Here is an 18,518-nt window from a genome sequence, read left to right as displayed (position 1 = left end):
GATGCTGCTCCCTGCGCTCGATTCAGGCAGACGTTTTGCCACAAGGCGCCGGCAATTTCGAGCAGGATCCGCACCCCGCCTTGGCCGCTGAAGTCAGGACCAGAACCACGACTTCGATGTCTCGGCCCTCGCCTGCGCACGGGTCAGACCGACATCGCAAAGCTCGTCGTCGGTGAGTTCCGAAAGCGTGCGACGGCTGCGGCGCTTTTCGAGGTGATGTTCGACCGTCATCAGCAGCCGCCGGCTCCATCGCGCCATCCAGCGAATTCTCGACCGAACGATATCGCGAGGTGTTTCGAAGATCTCGCTCAATTCCAGAGCCATCGCTTCTTCCTTTCTTGAACGGGTGAAAGATGCGCTGGAAAATGCCGCGATAGAAGCTTATTGATATTATCATATGCATAAGGATTTCTTTGGTATGCCTCTCAATCTTGATCAGCTTGCCACCTTCGTCAATGTTGCCGATCTCGGAAGCTTTACGGCTGCGGCCGACAAGGAAGGCCTGACGCAACCGGCCGTCAGCCTGCAGGTCAAGGGGCTCGAACAGCGGCTCGGCGTCCGGCTGATCGAGCGCGTCGGACGGCGAGCACAGCCGACCGCTGCAGGCCTCGACCTGCTCGTGCATGCAAGGCGGCTACTTCAGGAATCGGCCGCCGCGGAAGAAGCGATGGTGCCGTACAGAGATGGTGCGAGCGGCCGCGTGCGCATCGGCAGCGGCGGCACGGCGTCGATCCATCTGCTTCCTCGCGCCATTGCTGCCGCCAGAAAATGCATGCCCGGGCTCGAAATCACCGTGCGCATCGGCGATGCCGACGGCATTCTGCACGAACTGGAAGCCAACAGCCTCGACATCGCTGTCGTTCCCCTGCCGGCATCGGGACGGAACTTCGAGATCGAACCGTTCTACGAAGAGGAATTGCTGGCCGTCGCCCCCGCCGGCAGCCTCATGCCCGAAGAGGGACCGGACGCCGCATTCATGCGCGACAGGACGCTGCTGCTCTATGAGGGCGGCAATACCAGGCGCGCAATCGACGCGTGGTTAGCCGCCCCGGATACCAGGATCCGACCTGCGATGGAGTTTGGCAGTATCGAGGCGATCAAGGAGCTGGTGGCTGTGGGACTTGGCTGGTCGATCCTGCCGGGGCTGGCGCTGAAGCGCGACCGCGCCGGCCTCGTGACGACATCATCGCTGAACCCGCGGCTGACGCGCCGCCTCGGCATGGTTCTACGCCGGGACAAACATCTGACACGCGGCCTTCGCGAAATGATGAAATGCCTGCGCGCGTTCAAAGGTTGAGAGCTGCTTTCGACCGTCGGACGTTACGTCAAACCGGCAGAGGCGACGCCAAAAACGTCCGGCGCAGCAGCCTGGGACCTCGACAAATATGAGGTATTATAATACCATATATCTAACTAATTGTTTTTGCTTTATTTTTTTTCCAAACCTCGGGAAAGTCGATATTGACCCCATGTCGTATTCCCTTTATACACCGCGCCAGAACGCAGCCTATCCGGGCTGCTTTCTTTTTGGCATGCCTCGAGCGTGCCAATCCAAGCAACAAGAAACGCCCTTCAAGCCTTCGGGCCAAGGGTCCCAAAAGAGAGTATTCACTATGGCAACCTTCTCCCAGAAGCCTGCAGAGGTGGAGAAGAAGTGGGTGATCATCGACGCCGAAGGGCTGGTCGTTGGCCGTCTCGCTTCCATCATCGCTATGCGCCTGCGCGGCAAGCACAAGGCAACCTTCACGCCTCACGTTGACGACGGCGACAACGTCATCGTCATCAATGCCGAAAAGGTCGTTTTCACCGGCAAGAAGTATTCCGACAAGGTCTACTACTGGCACACCGGTTATGCCGGCGGCATCAAGGAACGCAGTGCACGCCAGATCATCGAAGGCCGCTTCCCGGAGCGCGTCCTCGAAAAGGCCGTCGAACGCATGGTTCCGCGTGGCCCGCTCGGCCGTCGCCAGATGAAGAATCTGCGCGTTTACGCCGGCTCCAACCATCCCCATGAAGCCCAGCAGCCGGTCGCCCTCGACGTTGCCGCGCTCAACAAAAAGAACGTAAGGAGCGCCTGATATGGCTGACCTCTCCTCCCTGAAGGATCTCGGCACGGCTTCCGAAGCTGCTGCTCCGGCCCACGTCCGCAAGGTCGATTCGCTCGGCCGCTCCTACGCGACCGGCAAGCGCAAGAACGCCGTCGCCCGCGTCTGGGTCAAGCCGGGCTCCGGCAAGATCATCGTCAACGGCAAGGAATTCGCGGAATATTTCGCACGTCCGGTGCTGCAGATGATCCTGCGCCAGCCGATCGTCGCCGCTGCCCGTGACGGCCAGTTCGACATCATCGCAACCGTTGCCGGCGGCGGCCTCTCCGGCCAGGCCGGTGCCGTTCGCCACGGCGTGTCCAAGGCGCTCACCTACTTCGAACCGGGCCTGCGCGCGGTGCTGAAGAAGGGCGGCTTCCTGACCCGCGACAGCCGCGTCGTCGAACGCAAGAAGTACGGCAAGGCAAAGGCCCGCCGCTCGTTCCAGTTCTCCAAGCGTTAATCGCTTCGGACAGACAGAATTTACGAAGGCCGGGGCAACCCGGCCTTTTTGTTTTGCTCTGTTAAGCCAATTGGAAGCGTGCCGGCATGCCATTGTCGCATTCCGGTTCTGCTGGTAGAAATTTGGCAAAACGCTTCGGGATTAAGCGAGGCCACATTCAAGGGTGTCGAAGCATGGGAATAACCAAGTCCGCAGACAAATAGGCCGCAACAACTTTGCCCTGTTGTTGCGGCGTCTGTCCGGCCAATCCCGATACTGATGAAGAGACAGATCGCCGCCGAATGAAATCATTTGAGCGGGTTCTTTCCCATGTCCTATCCCAAAATCCAGCCCTGGACCTATTCCCTGCCGGCAGCCTTGTTGCTGATGGCACCGTTCGACATCCTGGCTTCGCTTGCCATGGATATCTATCTGCCGATCGTGCCGGTCATGCCGGAGGCGCTCGGTACATCGCCGGCCGTCATCCAACTGACCCTCAGCCTATACATGCTCGTGCTCGGCGCCGGGCAGATCGTCTTCGGGCCGGTTTCCGATATTGTCGGACGACGGCCTGTCCTGCTCGGAGGCGCGGCACTCTTTGCCGCTTCATCCTTCCTGCTTGCCATCTCCTCGTCAGCACCAATCTTCGTAGTGTTGAGATTGGCGCAAGCCATCGGTGCGTCGGCGACACTGGTTGCAACTTTCGCAACAGTGCGCGACGTCTATGCCGGGCGTCCCGAAAGCAGCACGATTTATGGCCTTCTCGGCTCCATCCTCTCCTTCGTGCCTGCATTAGCTCCGATCGCCGGAGCCCTGATCGCCGATCGCTTCGGTTGGCGCGCCATCTTCCTCGTCATCGGCCTCCTTTCGGTTGCCGCCCTTTTCAATGCCGGCATGCGGTGGCATGAAACCCGCCCCGCCGCCACTGCAAAGATCGCTCTCCGCCCGATCCTTACAAGCTTACCCTTCTGGGTTTATACAGTGGGCTTCAGTACAGCGATGGGCGCCTTCTTCGTCTTCTTCTCGACAGCACCCCGCATCTTGATCGACAAAGCCGGATTCTCCGGCATCGCCTTCAGCTTCGTCTTTGCCACGGTGGCGCTGGTAATGATCGTGACGGCGCGTTTTGCCAAACACTTCGTCATGCGCTGGGGCATTGCAGGCAGCCTTGCCAGAGGCATGGCCGTGCTGCTTTCCGGCGCTATGCTGCTTGTCTTCGGAGAGTTGTTTCTGCAGCCTTCCCTGGTCAGCTTCGTCGTGCCGATGTGGATCATCGCGATCGGCATCGTCCTTGCGACCGCGGTCACCGCCAACGGCGCGCTCGACGCCTTTGGCGACACGGCAGGAACGGCGGTCGCGCTTTATTGCTGCGTCGAGAGCATCATCGTCGGAGTTGCCGGAACTTTCTTCGTGCTTCTGCTCGGCGGCGACAGCGCCTGGCCGCTCGCGGCCTATGTCTGTGCGACCGCGCTGACGACGCTGGCTGGATTGTGGTGCCTGCCGGAGCCGGCCCGATAGGCAGACGAGCAAATGACGGTCGCTCGACGATAACGAGCGGCCGTCGTCCGAACGATCGCTTGAAATCTGTACGCACCTCGCCTACCCCTTTCTGCGCGCAGGGGATCGGCCAGTTCCTTCGCGAGAGAACCGCCGCCTGGCACCCTCACGTCAACGGCGATCATGCAATGCAGCGTCCGCATCGAACGCGACTACGGTTTTGCGACCGAAAAAAGGAGCATGACTTGGCGAACAGATCGATTGACCACGCCTTCACGGCGACCAGCCTCACCTCCGCTGCCAGCGACCCGACATTTGCCGGCGCCCTGTCCTTCATGCGCCGCCGCTTCACCAAGGAGCTCGCCGGCGTCGACGTTGCCGTCTGGGGTATTCCCTTCGATGCCGCGACATCGAACAGGCCGGGCACACGTTTCGGGCCGCAAGCGATCCGGCGCGCCTCGGCGATCTTCGACAATGATGCGCAATATCCCTTCCACCGTGATCTCTTCGCCGAAATGGCCGTGATCGACTACGGCGATTGCCTGCTCGATTATGGCAATCATCAGGACACGCCAGCCGCCATCGAACGACAGGCGAATGTCATCCTCGACAGCGGTGCCTTCCTGCTGACGCTCGGCGGCGATCATTACGTCACCTGGCCGCTGCTGAAAGCCCATGTGGCAAAACATGGGCCGCTGGCGCTCGTGCAGTTCGACGCGCACCAAGACACCTGGTTCGACGAGGAACGCCGCATCGACCATGGTTCATTCGTGGCGCGGGCCGCCCGCGAGGGCATCATCGATCCCGACCGCTCGATCCAGATCGGCATCCGCACCCATGCGCCGGAGGATTGCGGCGTCAACATTCTCTACGGTCATCAGGTCGAGGAGATGAGCGCCAGCGATATCGCCTCGGCGATCATCTCCCACACACGCGGGGCGCCGGCCTATCTCACTTTCGATATCGATTGCCTCGATCCGGCCTTTGCGCCGGGCACCGGCACGCCGGTTGCCGGCGGACCGTCGAGCGCCAAGATCCTCTCGGTGCTGCAGCGCCTGCACCAGCTCGATATCCGCGGCGCCGATGTCGTTGAGGTGTCGCCGCCCTACGATCATGCTGATATCACCGCCATTGCGGGGGCAACGGTGGCGATGTATATGCTGGGTCTTCATGCCGAGCGACGCGCCATCGCCGTGTCACAAGGCTGACCTATCATCCTCAAACTGAATCCGGAAACCTTCAGAACCCATTGAAAGCGCAGGTTTAACATGGCACCGAAAATCTTCATCGACGGCGAACACGGCACGACGGGTCTGCAGATCCGCACGCGCATGGCCGGCCGCCGCGATGTCGAGCTTCTGTCCATACCCGAAGCCGAGCGGCGCAACGCCGCCATGCGCGAGGACATGCTGAACAGCGCCGACATAGCCATTCTCTGCCTGCCCGACGATGCGTCGAAGGAAGCGGTGCAGATGGTTTCGGCCAACAACAATGTGCGCGTCATCGACACCTCGACCGCCTTCCGCGTCAATCCCGGCTGGGCCTATGGCTTTGCCGAGATGGACGGCGCGCAGGCCGACAGGATCAAGGCCGCCCGTTTCGTCGCCAACCCCGGCTGCTATCCCACCGGAGCGATCGGCCTCATCCGGCCGCTGCGCGCCGCCGGCATTCTGCCGGACGGCTATCCGGTCACGGTCAACGCGGTCTCCGGCTATACCGGCGGCGGCAAGCAGATGATCGCGCAGATGGAAAACCCGGATCACCCGGATGCGATCACCGCGCCGCATTTCCTCTATGGCCTGCCGCTCACCCACAAACACGTGCCCGAGATGACCGTGCACGGCCTGCTCGACCGCGCGCCGATCTTCTCGCCGTCGGTCGGCAAGTTCGCGCAGGGCATGATCGTGCAGGTACCACTGCATCTCGACGATCTCGCCGAGGGCACGACGATGGAAAGCATCCATGCCGCACTCRTCGCCCATTATGCCGGCCAGGATACCGTCAGTGTCGTGCCGCTGACCGAAAGCAAGGCCCTGCCCCGCGTCAACGCCGTCGAGCTAGAGGGCAAGGACACGATGAAGCTCTTCGTCTTCGGCACCTCAGGCGCTTCGCAGGTGAACCTCGTGGCGCTGCTCGACAATCTCGGCAAGGGCGCCTCGGGCGCCGCCGTCCAGAACATGGACCTGATGCTCGCCTCATAAGGCGCAGACGACGGCATCGACGTCGATGCCGCTCAGGCTTTGTGTCGATCTCTTCATCATGATCTTTCTTGCGGCCGCTTGCCTCGGCGGCCGTTGCATCGCTTTCACCTCGATCATCGGCGACGATTGGGCTATGAGAGCGGACCTTCCTCGCTGCCAATCCCGAATCACGGAGCTGATGTCATGACGCTGGATGCGCTTATCGCTGGCGTAAGCGCATGGTTTGACGCCGCCCTGCCCGATCATGGCATCTATGCGCTGATGGCGTTTGCCTTCATCGCCGGGCTCGCCCGCGGCTTTTCGGGCTTCGGCGCCGCATTGATCTTCATTCCGCTCGGCGGCGCGATCGTCGGGCCGAAGCTGATCTCGCCGATCCTGCTCGTCATCGACGGCATTGCGGCGCTTGGGATGATCCCTCCCGCCTGGCGCGGCGCCAACCGGCCCGAGGTCTTCGTCATGGCGGCGGGGGCCGCCCTCGGCGTGCCGGCCGGCACGGCGATGCTGGCGCTGCTCGACCCGATGTTGCTGCGCTGGAGCATCACGATCATCGCCATCACCCTGCTCGCGCTTCTCGCATCCGGATGGCGCTACCATGGCGCCCCTTCTGCACCGCTCAGCAGCGGCGTCGGCCTGATCGCCGGGCTTTTCAGCGGCGCCGCACAGCTCGGCGGACCGCCGGTCGTCGCCTACTGGCTCGGCGGCAAGAGCGACTTCACGCGCGTCAGGGCGAATGTCGTGCTCTACTTCTCGATCTCGTCCGTTTTCAGCGCCATCAGCTATTATGTCGGCGGACTGTTCGTGCCTGCCGTCTTCGCGCTGACCGCCGTGATCCTGCCGAGTTATGCGGTCGGGCTCTACGGCGGCTCGAAACTGTTCGGGCTTGCCGAGGAGCGGACCTTCCGCATCGCCTGCTACATCCTGATAGCCGCCGCCGCGATCATCGGCATGCCGCTGCTCGATGGGGTGTTGCGATAGATCCGCCCCCGAGAAGGCAGCTCGCTTCAATCGCGTTCGGCGATCATCGTCCCATGCGGATATTCGCCGTAAAAGCCGCGCCAATTGGCGACGGCGAAACCGAAAACCACCAGCGCACCGGCTTGGTGCAGCAGGCCCCAGTGAAGCGGCACATGCATCAGCAGCGTGGCGATGCCGATTGCCGCCTGCAGCGTCACCAGCGCGAAGAGCAGGACGGCGCGGCGTGCATGGGTGGTCCAAGGTGCTGCGCGAAGGGCGATCACCATGTTGACCAGCGTCAATGCGAACAGCGTATAAGCGCCGATGCGGTGGATGAACTGCACCGTCTTCGGGTTCTCGAAGGCATTGATCCAGAAGGGCTGCTGGATCAACAGATCGGAGGGGATGACGGCGCCATCCATCAGCGGCCAGGTATTGTAGGAAAAACCGGCGTCGAGCCCAGCCACCAGCGCGCCGAGATAGATCTGGAACAGCGCGAAAATGGCGATCGCGGCGGCAAAACCGCGCGAACTTCTTGCCGGCGCCGGATCATCGGAATGTCTGGCGAGACCGCGCATGATCCACATGCAGCCGGCAAAGATCAGGCAGGCCATGACGAGATGCGTTGCCAGCCGGTACTGGCTGACGTCGGTGCGGACGGAAAGGCCCGAGGACACCATCCACCAACCGATAAAACCCTGCAGGCCACCGAGCGCCAGGATGCCGACGAGTGGCCAACGCAGACGCTTCTCGATCCGCCGGGTCAGCCAGAAATAGATGAGCGGCAGCGCGAAGATCACGCCGATGCCGCGGGCGATCAGCCGGTGCGCCCACTCCCACCAGAAGATGCCTTTGAACTCATCGACGGTCATGGAATTGTTCAGCTCCTGAAATTCGGGAATGCGCTGGTAGAGGCGGAATTCCTCCTCCCATTCGGCAGCCGACAGCGGCGGGATGACGCCGTGGATCGGCTTCCATTCGGTGATCGACAGGCCGGAATTGGTCAGGCGCGTGGCGCCGCCGACGAGGACGAGACAGAAGAGCGCCAAAAGCACGAAACCGAGCCAGAGGCGCAAGGCGCGGCGGTCACGATTCTGCTTGCGCACTTCGCCGAGGATCGCCTGTTCCGTGGTCGGGTTTGCGACGGCCATGATATCTCCTTCTATCCGGCAGTTGATTTGCCCCACCGGCTCATGCAAAACAAGCCCCGAACCTTTGCGGCATGCCGTCGCGCCGGTTCGACCCATCCATTGCAAGAGATAGCCGATGCCCATCCGCCTCCGCAAATTCATCGGCACGATCCTGATCATCGTGCTCGTGCTCGTCTATGCGCTGGTGGCGAATACGATCGCGGTGGCAACGCTCGGCAACGCGCCCTGGTGGGGACACTTGCTCTACTTCCTGTTCACCGGCCTGCTTTGGGTATTGCCGGCGATGGTGCTCATCAAATGGATGGCCGGGCCGCCGCAGAAGTAGAGCCATTAACGGCCGAATAACCGTGATCCGCGGAAAACCTCGTCCATCGCGTGCGGTTAAACCAAATATACGTCTGGCATACCTACCTTCCCGTTCAGCATTCTTGACCGGAGAAAACCGTGCAGACGCAAAAGCTCGATGTCCATGAACAGCCGTCCGACAAGGCGCTGGCCGAAGCGGCCATTTCGCGCCTGCGCCAGCTGAGCATGAAACTCGCCATGGCCGAAATCGACATCGAAGTCTTCGATACGATGCAGCCGCTGGAGGATGAGTGGCGGGCGCTGGAGCGCGACAATCTCCAGTCCCTGCATCAGAGCTACGACTGGTGCACTGCCTGGGTGAGCGCCTTCCAGCGGCCGCTTGCAATCCTCAAAGGCACCCATGCCGACCAGACGGCTTTCATTCTGCCGGTCGAAATCGTTAAGTCCCGGGGGCTCGCGGTCGCGAAGTTCATCGCAGCCGATCACAGCAACATCAATACCGGCCTGTTCTCCGAGAGTTTTGCAGAAAGCGGCGGAACCATCGACGCCGGCAAATTCGCCAGCCAGCTTCAGCAGGCACTCAAGGGCCGGGCCGATCTGCTGCTGCTGCAGAACATTCCGCTGGAATGGCGCGGGCGACAGACCCCGCTCACGGGGCTGCCGATGGTGCAGAACCAGAATCATGCCTACCAGCTGCCGTTCCTTTCCACGTTCGAGGAAACGCTGAAGCAGCTCAACGCCAAGAACCGGCGCAAGAAATTCCGTGTGCAGTCGAAACGGCTCGAGGCGGCCGGCGGCTTCGAATACCTCATTCCCGGGACATCGGAAGAACAGCACCGCCTGCTCGATATCTTCTTCTGCCTGAAGAGCGCCCGCTTCGCCAGCCTCGGCCTGCCCGACGTCTTCGCCGACAGGGAAACGCAGGCCTTCCTGCACGGCCTGCTCGACAAGCTGGATGACAGCAAGCAGTATTTCGGGCTGCAGATGCATGTACTCCGGCTCAAGGACGGGCATGAGGGTAAGATCGCAGCGATTTCAGGGATTTCGCGCAAGGGCGACCACATCATCTGCCAGTTCGGTGCGATCGATGAAGAACTCGTGCCGGATACGAGCCCCGGCGAATTTCTCTATTGGCAGACCATTTCGGGATTGCATGGCAAGGGCGTCGCGCTGTTTGATTTCGGCCTCGGCGACCAGACCTACAAGCGCTCCTGGGCGCCGGTCGAGACCCCACACTACGACGTGGTGCTGCCGGTTTCGCCGTTCGGTGTGATCGCCGGCGCCGCGCACCGGATCGTCACCCGCGGCAAGGCGCATATCAAGGCGCGCCCGAAGCTCTATAAATTCGCCCAGGGCATCCGGGCACGGATCGGTTGACCGTTCAAGCGGCCCGGCCGAGCGTCTGTTCGGCGCCTTCGCCGCCCGACATCAGCACGACGCGCTCATAGCCTGCAGCCTGGAATTCCGTCATCAGTGCAACGAAGATGGCCTCCTCGACCTCAGGCAGCGAGAGGATGATCTCGACGTCGCGGCTGCGCGTCAGCCGCGAGACGCCGGCGACATCGGCCGAACCGCATTCGACCACCACGAGGTCGTATGCGGCGGCGAGCGCATCGAGCAGCAACGACAGCCGGTCGACACCGCGCATGGCGCGGCGCACGTCGCTCTGGCCCTGAGGGATGAGATGGGCATCGGAAAGGCGGTCACCGTGGATCGTATCGCCGAAGGCGGCCTCACCGCAAAGCAGATCGGTGACGCCGAGGGCGGCCTGGTCCTCGGCCATCAGTTCTGTGGGGTAGCCGGAACCGGTCATGTCGATCAGGATGACGCGKCGGCCGGCGTCGGCGAGCATGCGGGTCAGMGAAACCGTCGCCGCCGAGCCATTATCACCAGTCGGAGATATGGCGATTGCCAGCGGCGCGCGGCTGCCGGTGAGATAGTCTGCAACTGAAGCGACGGAGAATTCATTCTCGTCCTCTGGCGCCTCCTCGGCAGCCTCCGAGTCCTCGGTCGTATCCTCTTCGTCCGCGACAACGGCGAGCATGCTCGGCTGAACGGGTTTTCTGGCGGGAGTGGCAATCGGAGCAGCCTGCGGCACATGCTTCTCCTCGACGACCGCTTCTGCCTCGATTGCCTCCGGGGTCGCATCTGCTGGGCGGAGCGCCCGGCCGCTGAAGAGTTCGGTCAGCATAATGACGATGGCGCTCATGATCAGCGTCGCGACAGCAGCGACGACAACGATCGGCACCACCTTCGGGAAATAGGGATCGACCGGCTCAACAGCCCTGGAAACGATCCGCGCATCCGCAGGGCTCGAATTGCTGTCGGCACGGGAGGCGGCCTCGCGGTAGCGCACCAGATAGGTTTCGAGCAACTGACGCTGGGCGTTTGCCTCACGCTCCAGCGCATTGAGACCGACCTCGTCCTCACCGGCGCGCGCGCTAGTGGCCTGCACCGTCTCCGACTGTCGCTCGAGTTCGCTCGCGCGGAGATCCGCGACCTTGGACTCGTTCTCGATGCTCGCCAGGATCTTCTGCGTCTCCTGGCGGATCTGGGTGCGGATATCCGAGAGCTGAGCACGCAGGCTTTTCAGCCGTGGATGATTGTTGAGAAGGCTGGTCTGCAGATCGGAGATCTGCGATTGCAGGCCGGATTCCGTCCCCTTCAGCCGCTGGATCGCCTGTGAGGACATGATGTCGGGCAGCGTATCGAAGGCCTCGCCCGAAGACAGTGCGTTTCGCACCGCCTGCGCCCTCGCCTCAGCATTGGCCTTGTCGCCCCGCACGCGGGTCAGCTCGGCGGAGATATCGTTCAATTGCTGGGCCGGAAAAGTGGTCGTGCCGTTCGTCTGCAACAGCCCGTGCGACGTGCGGTATTCGGCGACCTTCTTCTCGGCTTCGCTGACCTTCCGGCGCAGGCCTTCGATCTCCGGCTCCAGCCAGCGGGTCGCCTCGGAATTGGAATCGAGCTTGGCGCCGCTCTGGGTCGAAAGGTAGACATTCGCCATGGCGTTCGGAATGGCGGCGGCGAGCTTCGGGTCCTTGGAGGTGAAATTGATGCCGATGACGCGTGAACCCGGCACCTGATAGACCTGCAGGCGCTCGACGAAGGCGTCGATGACGCGCTCTTCAGGCGGATTTTCCAGCGGGTTCTTCTTCAGGTGCAGCTTCACCAGAATACTGCTCATGGCCGAGCCGCTGGCGGCATCGTCGAATTCCGGCAGGTTATAGAGCTTCAGGTCGTTGATGACCCTCTTGAGGAGATCGGCCGATTGCAGAAGCTGCACCTGGCTGGCGATGTTCAGTTCATCCATCAGCGGACCGGCGCTGGCGTCATTGATCTGCTGCGTGCTGGCGAAGGCCGGCGCTCGGGGTTCGATGAGGATGCGTGTTTCGCTGCGATATTGCGGCGACATGATTTTGGCGCCGGCAAAGGCGACGCCCGCCCCCAAGAGGGTGATTGTCAAAATCCGCAGACGGCGCGCCCAGACCGCACGGACCAACTGGCCGAGGTCGATGTCCACATCCTGATCACGAGCTACGCCGGACATGCTCTTACTCCACAACAAAGGTGCCGTAAGCGTAAACGACCATGGTAACTCAACGGTTAATGGCGATCTCGCCGAGAAATGAGTGATGATCGATCGAGGAAACCAGGAAATTGCAAGCGCCCTTTACCGGGCATTAACCCTAACGGATCGATAACGACTGCACCGAGTTCATTTTTGTGAGCACAAGCGGATGTCTGTCGTCCAGCCCAAGATCCTTTTGGCCCTGAGCCTTGCAGCCATGATGGCAGCATTGGGCGGCTGCACGACGTACAAGCCGGCGCCGAAGGCCTTCAACGAGGCGACTATTCAGCCTTATACGCTGGACAGCGGCGATCGACTGCGCATCACCGTCTTCGACCAGCAGAGCCTTACCAACACCTATACGGTGGATCAGGCCGGCTATGTCGCCTTCCCGCTCATCGGCCAGGTCCCTGCCCGCGGCCGAACCCTGCAGCAACTCTCGGGACAGATAGCCCAGAAACTGCAGCAGGGCTATCTTCGCGATCCCGACGTCACCATCGATGTCGATCGCTATCGTTCGGTCTTCATCATGGGTGAAGTCGGCCAGCCCGGCCAGTATGCCTATGTTCCCGGCATGACAGTGCAGAATGCCATTGCGGTTGCCGGCGGCTTCACCAGCCGCGCCAACCAGCGCATGGTCGATGTCACGCGCAAGATCAATGGACAGGTGCTGACCGGCCGCATCAATATATCAGGGCCGATCATCGCAGGTGACACGATCTACGTTCGCGAACGGCTTTTCTGAGCGATGGAAAAACAGCAGCCGCTCCGCATCCTTCATTGCTTCAGGTCACCGGTCGGCGGAATTTTCCGCCATGTCCGCGATCTCGTCGAGGAACACAGCAAGGCCGGCCATGAAATCGGCATCCTCTGCGACAGCTCGACCGGCGGCGAGTACGRGGACAGCCTGTTCGATGATATCCGTCCCTATCTCTCGCTCGGCCTGACACGCGTGCCAATCCGGCGTTCGATCAGCCCGTCCGACATTGCGACGATGTGGGACACATACAAGAAAATCAAAAGTTTGCGGCCGGATGTGCTGCACGGACACGGCGCCAAGGGCGGCGTGCTCGCGCGACTTGCCGGCTCAGCGTTGCGGGTGAACAGGTATCGCGTAGCCCGCCTCTATACCGCGCATGGCGGAAGCCTGCATTATTCGCGCTCCTCCCTCGGAGGACAGTTCGTCCTCAAGATGGAGCGCCTGCAGGAATATTTCACCGATGCGCTGGTCTTCATCTGCGAATATGAGCGCGATACCTACGCGCGCAAGGTCGGGCGGCCGCGGACGAAGACGAGACTGATCTACAACGGCATCGGCGAGCGCGATTTCGAGCCGATCCCGACCCGCTCGGATGCCGTGCATTTCATCTATGTGGGAATGCTGCGGGACCTCAAGGGTCCCGATCTGTTTGTTGATGCCTTCGCCAAAACGGAACGGCTGCTCGGCAGGCCACTGTCGGCGCTGATGATCGGCGACGGGCCGGATCGCGACCGCTACCGCGAAATGATGGTCGAACGCGGCCTTGGCAAACGCATCGGCATGCTGCCGGCAATGCGGGTCCACGAAGCCTTCTCCATGGCGCAGAACCTCGTCGTTCCCTCGCGCGCCGAAGCCATGCCCTACATCGTGCTCGAGGGGCTCGGCGCCGGCAAGACGATCATCGCAAGCCGTGTCGGCGGCATTCCCGAGGTGCTTGGCGCCGACAGCGCAGCCCTGGTGGAGCCCGGTAATTCCGACGATCTCGCCCGCGTCATGGCGGAAACGCTGAGCACGCCCGATTGGCACGCCAGGACGATGCCGAAGCCCGAGGCGGTGAAGGCGGTGTTTTCATCCGCCGTCATGGCATGCGATGTCCTGAAATTGTATCATGAGCTCGTCAACCCGGCTGCCAGCCAAGCAATGCCCGTCGCCTCGTAAATATTTCTTAGGGGCTTTCTGGTACTTCGCTTGCTGACAACGAGCGACGATGCCCCATGAACAAGCTGGCCCCATGAACAAGCTGGAAAAAGGCGATCAATTCGACGTCGAAGCGCTGCGCAAGCAGGTCTCCGACATCGAGGTGCGCGGCGACACGGGTGAGGAGAAGCCTTCCGACCCGACCGAAATCAACCCCTATGCCCGGCAGATTGCCGAACAGTTCCGCGACGGAACCAATTCGCCTGCCATCATCATCGGGCAATTGCGGCTGCTGGAATTCCTGGCGCTCTTCGCGATCGCCCTGATCGTCCACTATTTCTGGCCCGGCGACGGCAGCGATTCCCTGCTGATGCGGACCGGCATGGCGGCGATCGCTTCGGCCTTGACCGTCATCAGCCTGCAGCTTGCCGACACCTACACCATTCCCGCGCTTCGGGCGAAGCTGCGGCTGATGCCGCGCATCGTCGCCTCGTGGACATTCGCGCTTTTCCTCACCGTCGGGCTGTTCGCGCTCATTCGCGGCACCACATGGGCGATGGTCGACGCCTATATTCCATGGTTCGCCGCAGGCGCGCTCTTCCTTGCGGCCGAGCGTTTCCTCGTCACCTACGGCATCCGCAACTGGGCGCGCAACGGCCTCATGGAACGCCGCGCCGTCATCGTCGGCGGCGGCGAGCCGGCCAAGGCCCTGATCCGCGTCCTCGAACAACAGGCCGACAACGACATCCGCATCTGCGGCATCTTCGACGACCGCGGCGAGAAGCGCTCGCCGATCATGGTCGCCGGTTATCCGAAACTCGGCACCGTGGCCGAACTCGTCGAATTCGTACGGCTGACGCGCATCGACATGCTGATCATCGCCCTGCCCCTGTCGGCCGAGGCCCGTATTTACGACCTTTTGAAGAAGCTCTGGGTTCTGCCGGTCGATATCCGCCTTGCCGCGCATGCCAACCGGCTGCGCTTCCGGCCGCGCGCCTATTCGCATGTCGGCTCGGTGCCGATGCTCGATATTTTCAAGAAGCCGATCCGCGACTGGGATTCCGTCGCCAAGCGCGGTTTCGACATCTTCTTCGCGCTCGTCGCGCTTGCGCTTCTCTGGCCGATCATGGTCGCGACCGCGATCGCCATCAAGGCGACATCGGAAGGCCCGGTCTTCTTCATGCAGAAGCGCCACGGCTTCAACAATGAAATCATCAACGTCTTCAAGTTCCGCTCGATGTACACCAACATGGCCGATCCCACGGGCAAGGCCGCGGTGACCAAGGGCGATCCGCGCGTCACCCGCGTCGGCCGCTTCATCCGCAAGACCTCGATCGATGAACTGCCGCAGCTCTTCAACGTGCTGAGAGGCGATCTCTCGCTGATCGGCCCACGCCCGCATGCCGTTCTCGCCCAGGCGCGCGACCGCGCCTTCGGCGACGTCGTCGAGGGTTATTTCGCCCGCCACCGCGTCAAACCCGGCGTCACCGGCTGGGCGCAGATCAACGGCTGGCGCGGCGAAGTGGACAATGACGAGAAGATCAAGTTCCGCACCGCTTACGACCTCTATTACATCGAGAACTGGTCGCTCTGGTTCGATCTCAAGATCCTGTTCCTGACGCCGATCCGGCTGCTCAACACGGAAAACGCCTATTGAGCGCGATCGAGGCGACATATTCCCGTGTCGCCCAGCCGCAGCGGACGACGCTGCGCCTGATCGGCTCGGCCTTTGTTGCCTTCGGCGTCTTCCTTTCCGGCTTCGTGATCGACGAGCCGGCGCCCTATGAACTCTGGATGGCGGGGCTGACCGGCCTCTGGTTCATCCTGGGCTTAAGGATTTCGCGCGGCGTGGCGCCGCTGCTCGCCCTTTTGCTCACCTTCAATATCGGCGGGATGCTGTCGCTGACGCAGATGAAGGACCTGGCGACCGGGCCGATGTATATCGCGGTGTCGACCTTCCTGGCGCTGACGGCAGTCTTCTACGCGGCGATCATCGAGGACAGCCACAAGCGGCTGCCGCTGATCTTCAACGCCTGGACCTTCGCCGCCGTCGCCACCTCGGCGCTCGGCATACTCGGCTATTTCCATGCCTTTCCGGGCGCGGAAGTCTTCACGCTCTACGACCGCGCCAAGGGCGCCTTCCAGGACCCCAACGTCTTCGGCCCCTTCCTGGTGCCGCCATCCCTTTATCTCATCCACGGCATCCTGGCCGGCGACCTGAAGAAATCGCCGCTGAAGGCCGCGGCCCTGCTCGTGCTTGCGCTCGGCATCTTCCTCTCCTTTTCCCGTGCCGCCTGGGGGCTCTTCGCGCTTGGCGTGGCGCTGCTGATCCTCATCATGCTGCTGAAGGAGCGCAGCGGCGCCTTTCGCTTGCGAGTCCTGGTCCTGTCGCTGGCGGCGATCATTATGTTGGTCGCCTTGCTCTTGGTGGCACTCCAGATCCCGAAGGTCGCCGAACTGTTTTCGGCGCGCGCCCAGCTGGTGCAGCAATATGACGGCGAACATCTCGGCCGTTTCGAGCGCCACCGGATCGGTTTCACCATGATGATGGAGCGCCCGTTCGGTATCGGCCCGCTGGTGTTCGGCACGATGTTTCCCGAAGACGAGCACAATATCTGGCTGAAATCGCTGACCACCTATGGCTGGCTCGGCTTCGTCAGCTATGTCAGCATGCTTCTCTGGACGCTGGCTCTCGGCTTCCGAAACCTGCTGCTCGACCGGCCGTGGCAACCCTTCCTGATGATCGCCTGGATCTCGGTTCTCGGCCATGCGACAATCGGCAACGTCATCGACATCGACCACTGGCGCCATGTCTATCTGCTGCTTGGCACGGTCTGGGGCTGCGCGGCACTGGAAGTGCGCCACAAGCGAAGAGTGAGGGGCGCGGTGTGAGGTCTTGCCGCCGACAGCATCGGCTGTCTATTTCGTCGCTCCCGCCGTCAGGCCGGCAATGAACCGTCGCTGGAAAACCAGATAAGTCACGATGAGCGGGAAAATCACGATCACCGCGCCGGCTGTCAGAACCGGCGTGTTGACGGTATAACGCCCTTGGAAAAACAGCATGCCGAGGGGCAGCGTCCGATAAGCGTCGTCATTGACCAGAATGAACGGAATGAGAAACTCGTTCCAGGTCCATATGAACAGAAACAGCGCCAGCGTCGACATTGCCGGCACCATGAGGGGGATAACGATCTTGCGCAGGATATAGAAGCGTCCGGCGCCATCGAGAACCGCCGCTTCGAGAACTTCTTCCGGCAGCTGCTGCATCGCGCTGGCGAGGAAGATCGTTGAGAATGGTATCGACATCGCGATCTGCGGCACAATCAGAGCCGCATAGGTATTGATCAGTCCGAGATACCGCATTTCATAATAAAGCGGGATGATGAAGGCTTCCGCCGGCACCATCATGCCGAGCGTCAGGATAGCGAACAGCGTACGCCGCAGCGGAAATGACAGGTATGCGAAGGCAAAGCCGGTCAGCAGGCCCAAAAAGACGCTTGCAGCGACGACGGGTATGACAACGATGATCGAATTCCAAAAGTAAATGTTGAAATGTCCGGCATTCCAGGCATCGACGTAATTTTCGAAATGTGGATACGCCGGCAACGCGAATGCACCCTGCAGAACGTCAGCCTTGCTCTTTATTGAGGTTAGAAGCAGGAGCAGGAAGGGGATGATCGTGACGAAAGCAAGAAGCCAGAGGACAATACGGAGGAATAGCGGACCGGCGGAAATGTTAAATGAACGGCCCATCAAGCCAATCCTTTATGCTGCGATCCTACAAATCGGTGAATTGCATAGTTGATTACGAATGTGAGTATCGCGCCCACAATGGCGATGGCCGCTGCGGCGCCGAACCGATTAAGCTCGAAGCCGAGCTGATACATGTAGATATTCGGCACAAGCGTAGCGTTGGCTGGTCCACCCCGGGTCATTGTAAAAATCAGGTCGAAGCTTTTGATCGAGGCTATGACCGTCAGAAGCAAAACCACCCTTATTTCAGGCAATAGAAGCGGCAGCGTTATCCAGAAGAAGGTTTTTCGCGCCGAAGCGCCATCGACCTTGGCAGCGTCGAAAAGAGACGGGTCGATGCGCTGAATTCCGGTCAGGAAGATGACCATGCAAAAACCGAAGAAATACCATGTGGCAACGATCCCGACCGCGGGGAGCACAAAATTGAAATCGCCCAGCCACGGCAGCGCGAATGCGCCCAACCCCACCGCTCTCAGAAACTGATTGAACGGGCCAAAGGCAGGATTGTAGAGCCATGCCCAGATGATGCCCAACACGGCAGTCGGCATGATATAAGGCAGGAACAAGAAGGTCCGCAGGGCGAGTTGTTCGCGTTGCTTCAGATTCCAGACGCAAGCAGCAAGAGCTATACCGAGCACCAGCGGCAGGACACAGTAGAAGAT

18 protein-coding genes are annotated in these 18,518 nt (G+C 61.4%); 13 read left to right on the top strand and 5 right to left on the bottom strand.

Translation table 11 applies throughout. The features are described from left to right. Positions 1–93: 93 nt before the first annotated feature. A complete protein-coding gene (locus AC1D1Z_RS25835) occupies positions 94–324 on the bottom strand; it encodes a DUF1127 domain-containing protein (protein ID WP_018241563.1) in 231 nt (76 codons plus the stop codon). A gap of 94 nt (positions 325–418) precedes the next feature. On the opposite strand from AC1D1Z_RS25835, the gene AC1D1Z_RS25830 reads away from it, so the two are divergent. The 7 genes from AC1D1Z_RS25830 (at position 419) to AC1D1Z_RS25800 (ending at position 7,199) form a co-directional block, all read left to right on the top strand. Beyond that, on the top strand, positions 419–1,297 hold the full coding sequence (locus tag AC1D1Z_RS25830; RefSeq protein ID WP_477851960.1) for a LysR family transcriptional regulator: 879 nt from the start codon (positions 419–421) through the stop codon (positions 1,295–1,297). Between the two features lie 316 nt (positions 1,298–1,613). Then, positions 1,614–2,078, top strand: a complete 465-nt coding sequence (gene rplM, locus AC1D1Z_RS25825) for a 50S ribosomal protein L13 (RefSeq protein ID WP_003558420.1) — start codon at positions 1,614–1,616, stop codon at positions 2,076–2,078. Between the two features lies 1 nt (position 2,079). Further along, on the top strand, positions 2,080–2,547 hold the full coding sequence (gene rpsI / locus AC1D1Z_RS25820) for a 30S ribosomal protein S9 (RefSeq protein ID WP_018241561.1): 468 nt from the start codon (positions 2,080–2,082) through the stop codon (positions 2,545–2,547). 309 nt (positions 2,548–2,856) lie between these two features. Next, positions 2,857–4,044 carry a CmlA/FloR family chloramphenicol efflux MFS transporter gene (cml, locus tag AC1D1Z_RS25815; protein WP_131604906.1) on the top strand — a complete coding sequence of 396 codons (1,188 nt, stop codon included), beginning with the start codon at positions 2,857–2,859 and terminating at the stop codon, positions 4,042–4,044. Between the two features lie 224 nt (positions 4,045–4,268). Next, on the top strand, positions 4,269–5,231 hold the full coding sequence (gene speB / locus AC1D1Z_RS25810) for an agmatinase (RefSeq protein ID WP_018241559.1): 963 nt from the start codon (positions 4,269–4,271) through the stop codon (positions 5,229–5,231). A gap of 60 nt (positions 5,232–5,291) precedes the next feature. Continuing rightward, a complete protein-coding gene (gene argC, locus AC1D1Z_RS25805) occupies positions 5,292–6,224 on the top strand; it encodes an N-acetyl-gamma-glutamyl-phosphate reductase (RefSeq protein WP_477851956.1) in 933 nt (310 codons plus the stop codon). 183 nt (positions 6,225–6,407) lie between these two features. Next, entirely contained in the window at positions 6,408–7,199 is a 792-nt protein-coding gene (locus tag AC1D1Z_RS25800; RefSeq protein ID WP_018447504.1) for a sulfite exporter TauE/SafE family protein, read from the top strand. Between the two features lie 26 nt (positions 7,200–7,225). On the opposite strand, the gene AC1D1Z_RS25795 is transcribed toward AC1D1Z_RS25800, so the two are convergent. Next, on the bottom strand, positions 7,226–8,329 hold the full coding sequence (locus AC1D1Z_RS25795; RefSeq protein ID WP_131604903.1) for a COX15/CtaA family protein: 1,104 nt from the start codon (positions 8,327–8,329) through the stop codon (positions 7,226–7,228). A gap of 115 nt (positions 8,330–8,444) precedes the next feature. On the opposite strand from AC1D1Z_RS25795, the gene AC1D1Z_RS25790 reads away from it, so the two are divergent. Continuing rightward, positions 8,445–8,654, top strand: coding sequence for a DUF2842 domain-containing protein (locus AC1D1Z_RS25790; protein WP_018241554.1), 210 nt, complete (start codon positions 8,445–8,447; stop codon positions 8,652–8,654). A 119-nt stretch (positions 8,655–8,773) separates the two neighbouring features. Continuing rightward, entirely contained in the window at positions 8,774–10,012 is a 1,239-nt protein-coding gene (locus AC1D1Z_RS25785) for a GNAT family N-acetyltransferase (RefSeq protein ID WP_131604901.1), read from the top strand. Positions 10,013–10,016: 4 nt separating this feature from the next. Here AC1D1Z_RS25785 and AC1D1Z_RS25780 read toward each other — a convergent pair whose 3' ends face one another. Then, positions 10,017–12,185 (bottom strand): GumC family protein, encoded by a 2,169-nt coding sequence (locus AC1D1Z_RS25780; protein ID WP_131604899.1) that lies wholly within the window; start codon positions 12,183–12,185, stop codon positions 10,017–10,019. A gap of 190 nt (positions 12,186–12,375) precedes the next feature. Here AC1D1Z_RS25780 and AC1D1Z_RS25775 point away from each other — a divergent pair, with 190 nt between their 5' ends. From AC1D1Z_RS25775 to AC1D1Z_RS25760, 4 genes are all read left to right on the top strand, one after another. Continuing rightward, positions 12,376–12,951, top strand: coding sequence for a polysaccharide biosynthesis/export family protein (locus AC1D1Z_RS25775; RefSeq protein ID WP_018241551.1), 576 nt, complete (start codon positions 12,376–12,378; stop codon positions 12,949–12,951). A 3-nt stretch (positions 12,952–12,954) separates the two neighbouring features. Continuing rightward, positions 12,955–14,124, top strand: a complete 1,170-nt coding sequence (locus AC1D1Z_RS25770; RefSeq protein WP_477851951.1) for a glycosyltransferase — start codon at positions 12,955–12,957, stop codon at positions 14,122–14,124. A gap of 73 nt (positions 14,125–14,197) precedes the next feature. Next, on the top strand, positions 14,198–15,760 hold the full coding sequence (locus AC1D1Z_RS25765; protein ID WP_131604894.1) for an undecaprenyl-phosphate glucose phosphotransferase: 1,563 nt from the start codon (positions 14,198–14,200) through the stop codon (positions 15,758–15,760). Then, complete coding sequence (locus AC1D1Z_RS25760) at positions 15,757–16,995, top strand: O-antigen ligase family protein (protein ID WP_131604892.1); 1,239 nt, start codon at positions 15,757–15,759, stop codon at positions 16,993–16,995. Before AC1D1Z_RS25765 ends, AC1D1Z_RS25760 begins: the two co-directional genes overlap by 4 nt. A 27-nt stretch (positions 16,996–17,022) precedes the next feature. On the opposite strand, the gene AC1D1Z_RS25755 is transcribed toward AC1D1Z_RS25760, so the two are convergent. Further along, positions 17,023–17,856 (bottom strand): carbohydrate ABC transporter permease, encoded by an 834-nt coding sequence (locus tag AC1D1Z_RS25755; protein ID WP_018447497.1) that lies wholly within the window; start codon positions 17,854–17,856, stop codon positions 17,023–17,025. Continuing rightward, the coding region (locus tag AC1D1Z_RS25750) for a carbohydrate ABC transporter permease (RefSeq protein WP_477851948.1) at positions 17,856–18,518 on the bottom strand (663 nt) is incomplete at its 5' end. The genes AC1D1Z_RS25755 and AC1D1Z_RS25750, both read right to left, overlap by 1 nt.

The organism is Rhizobium sp. P1_E1, from assembly GCF_056406015.1.
Note: the sequence above shows the minus strand (reverse complement) of the source record. Positions and strands in the feature narration are given on the sequence as shown.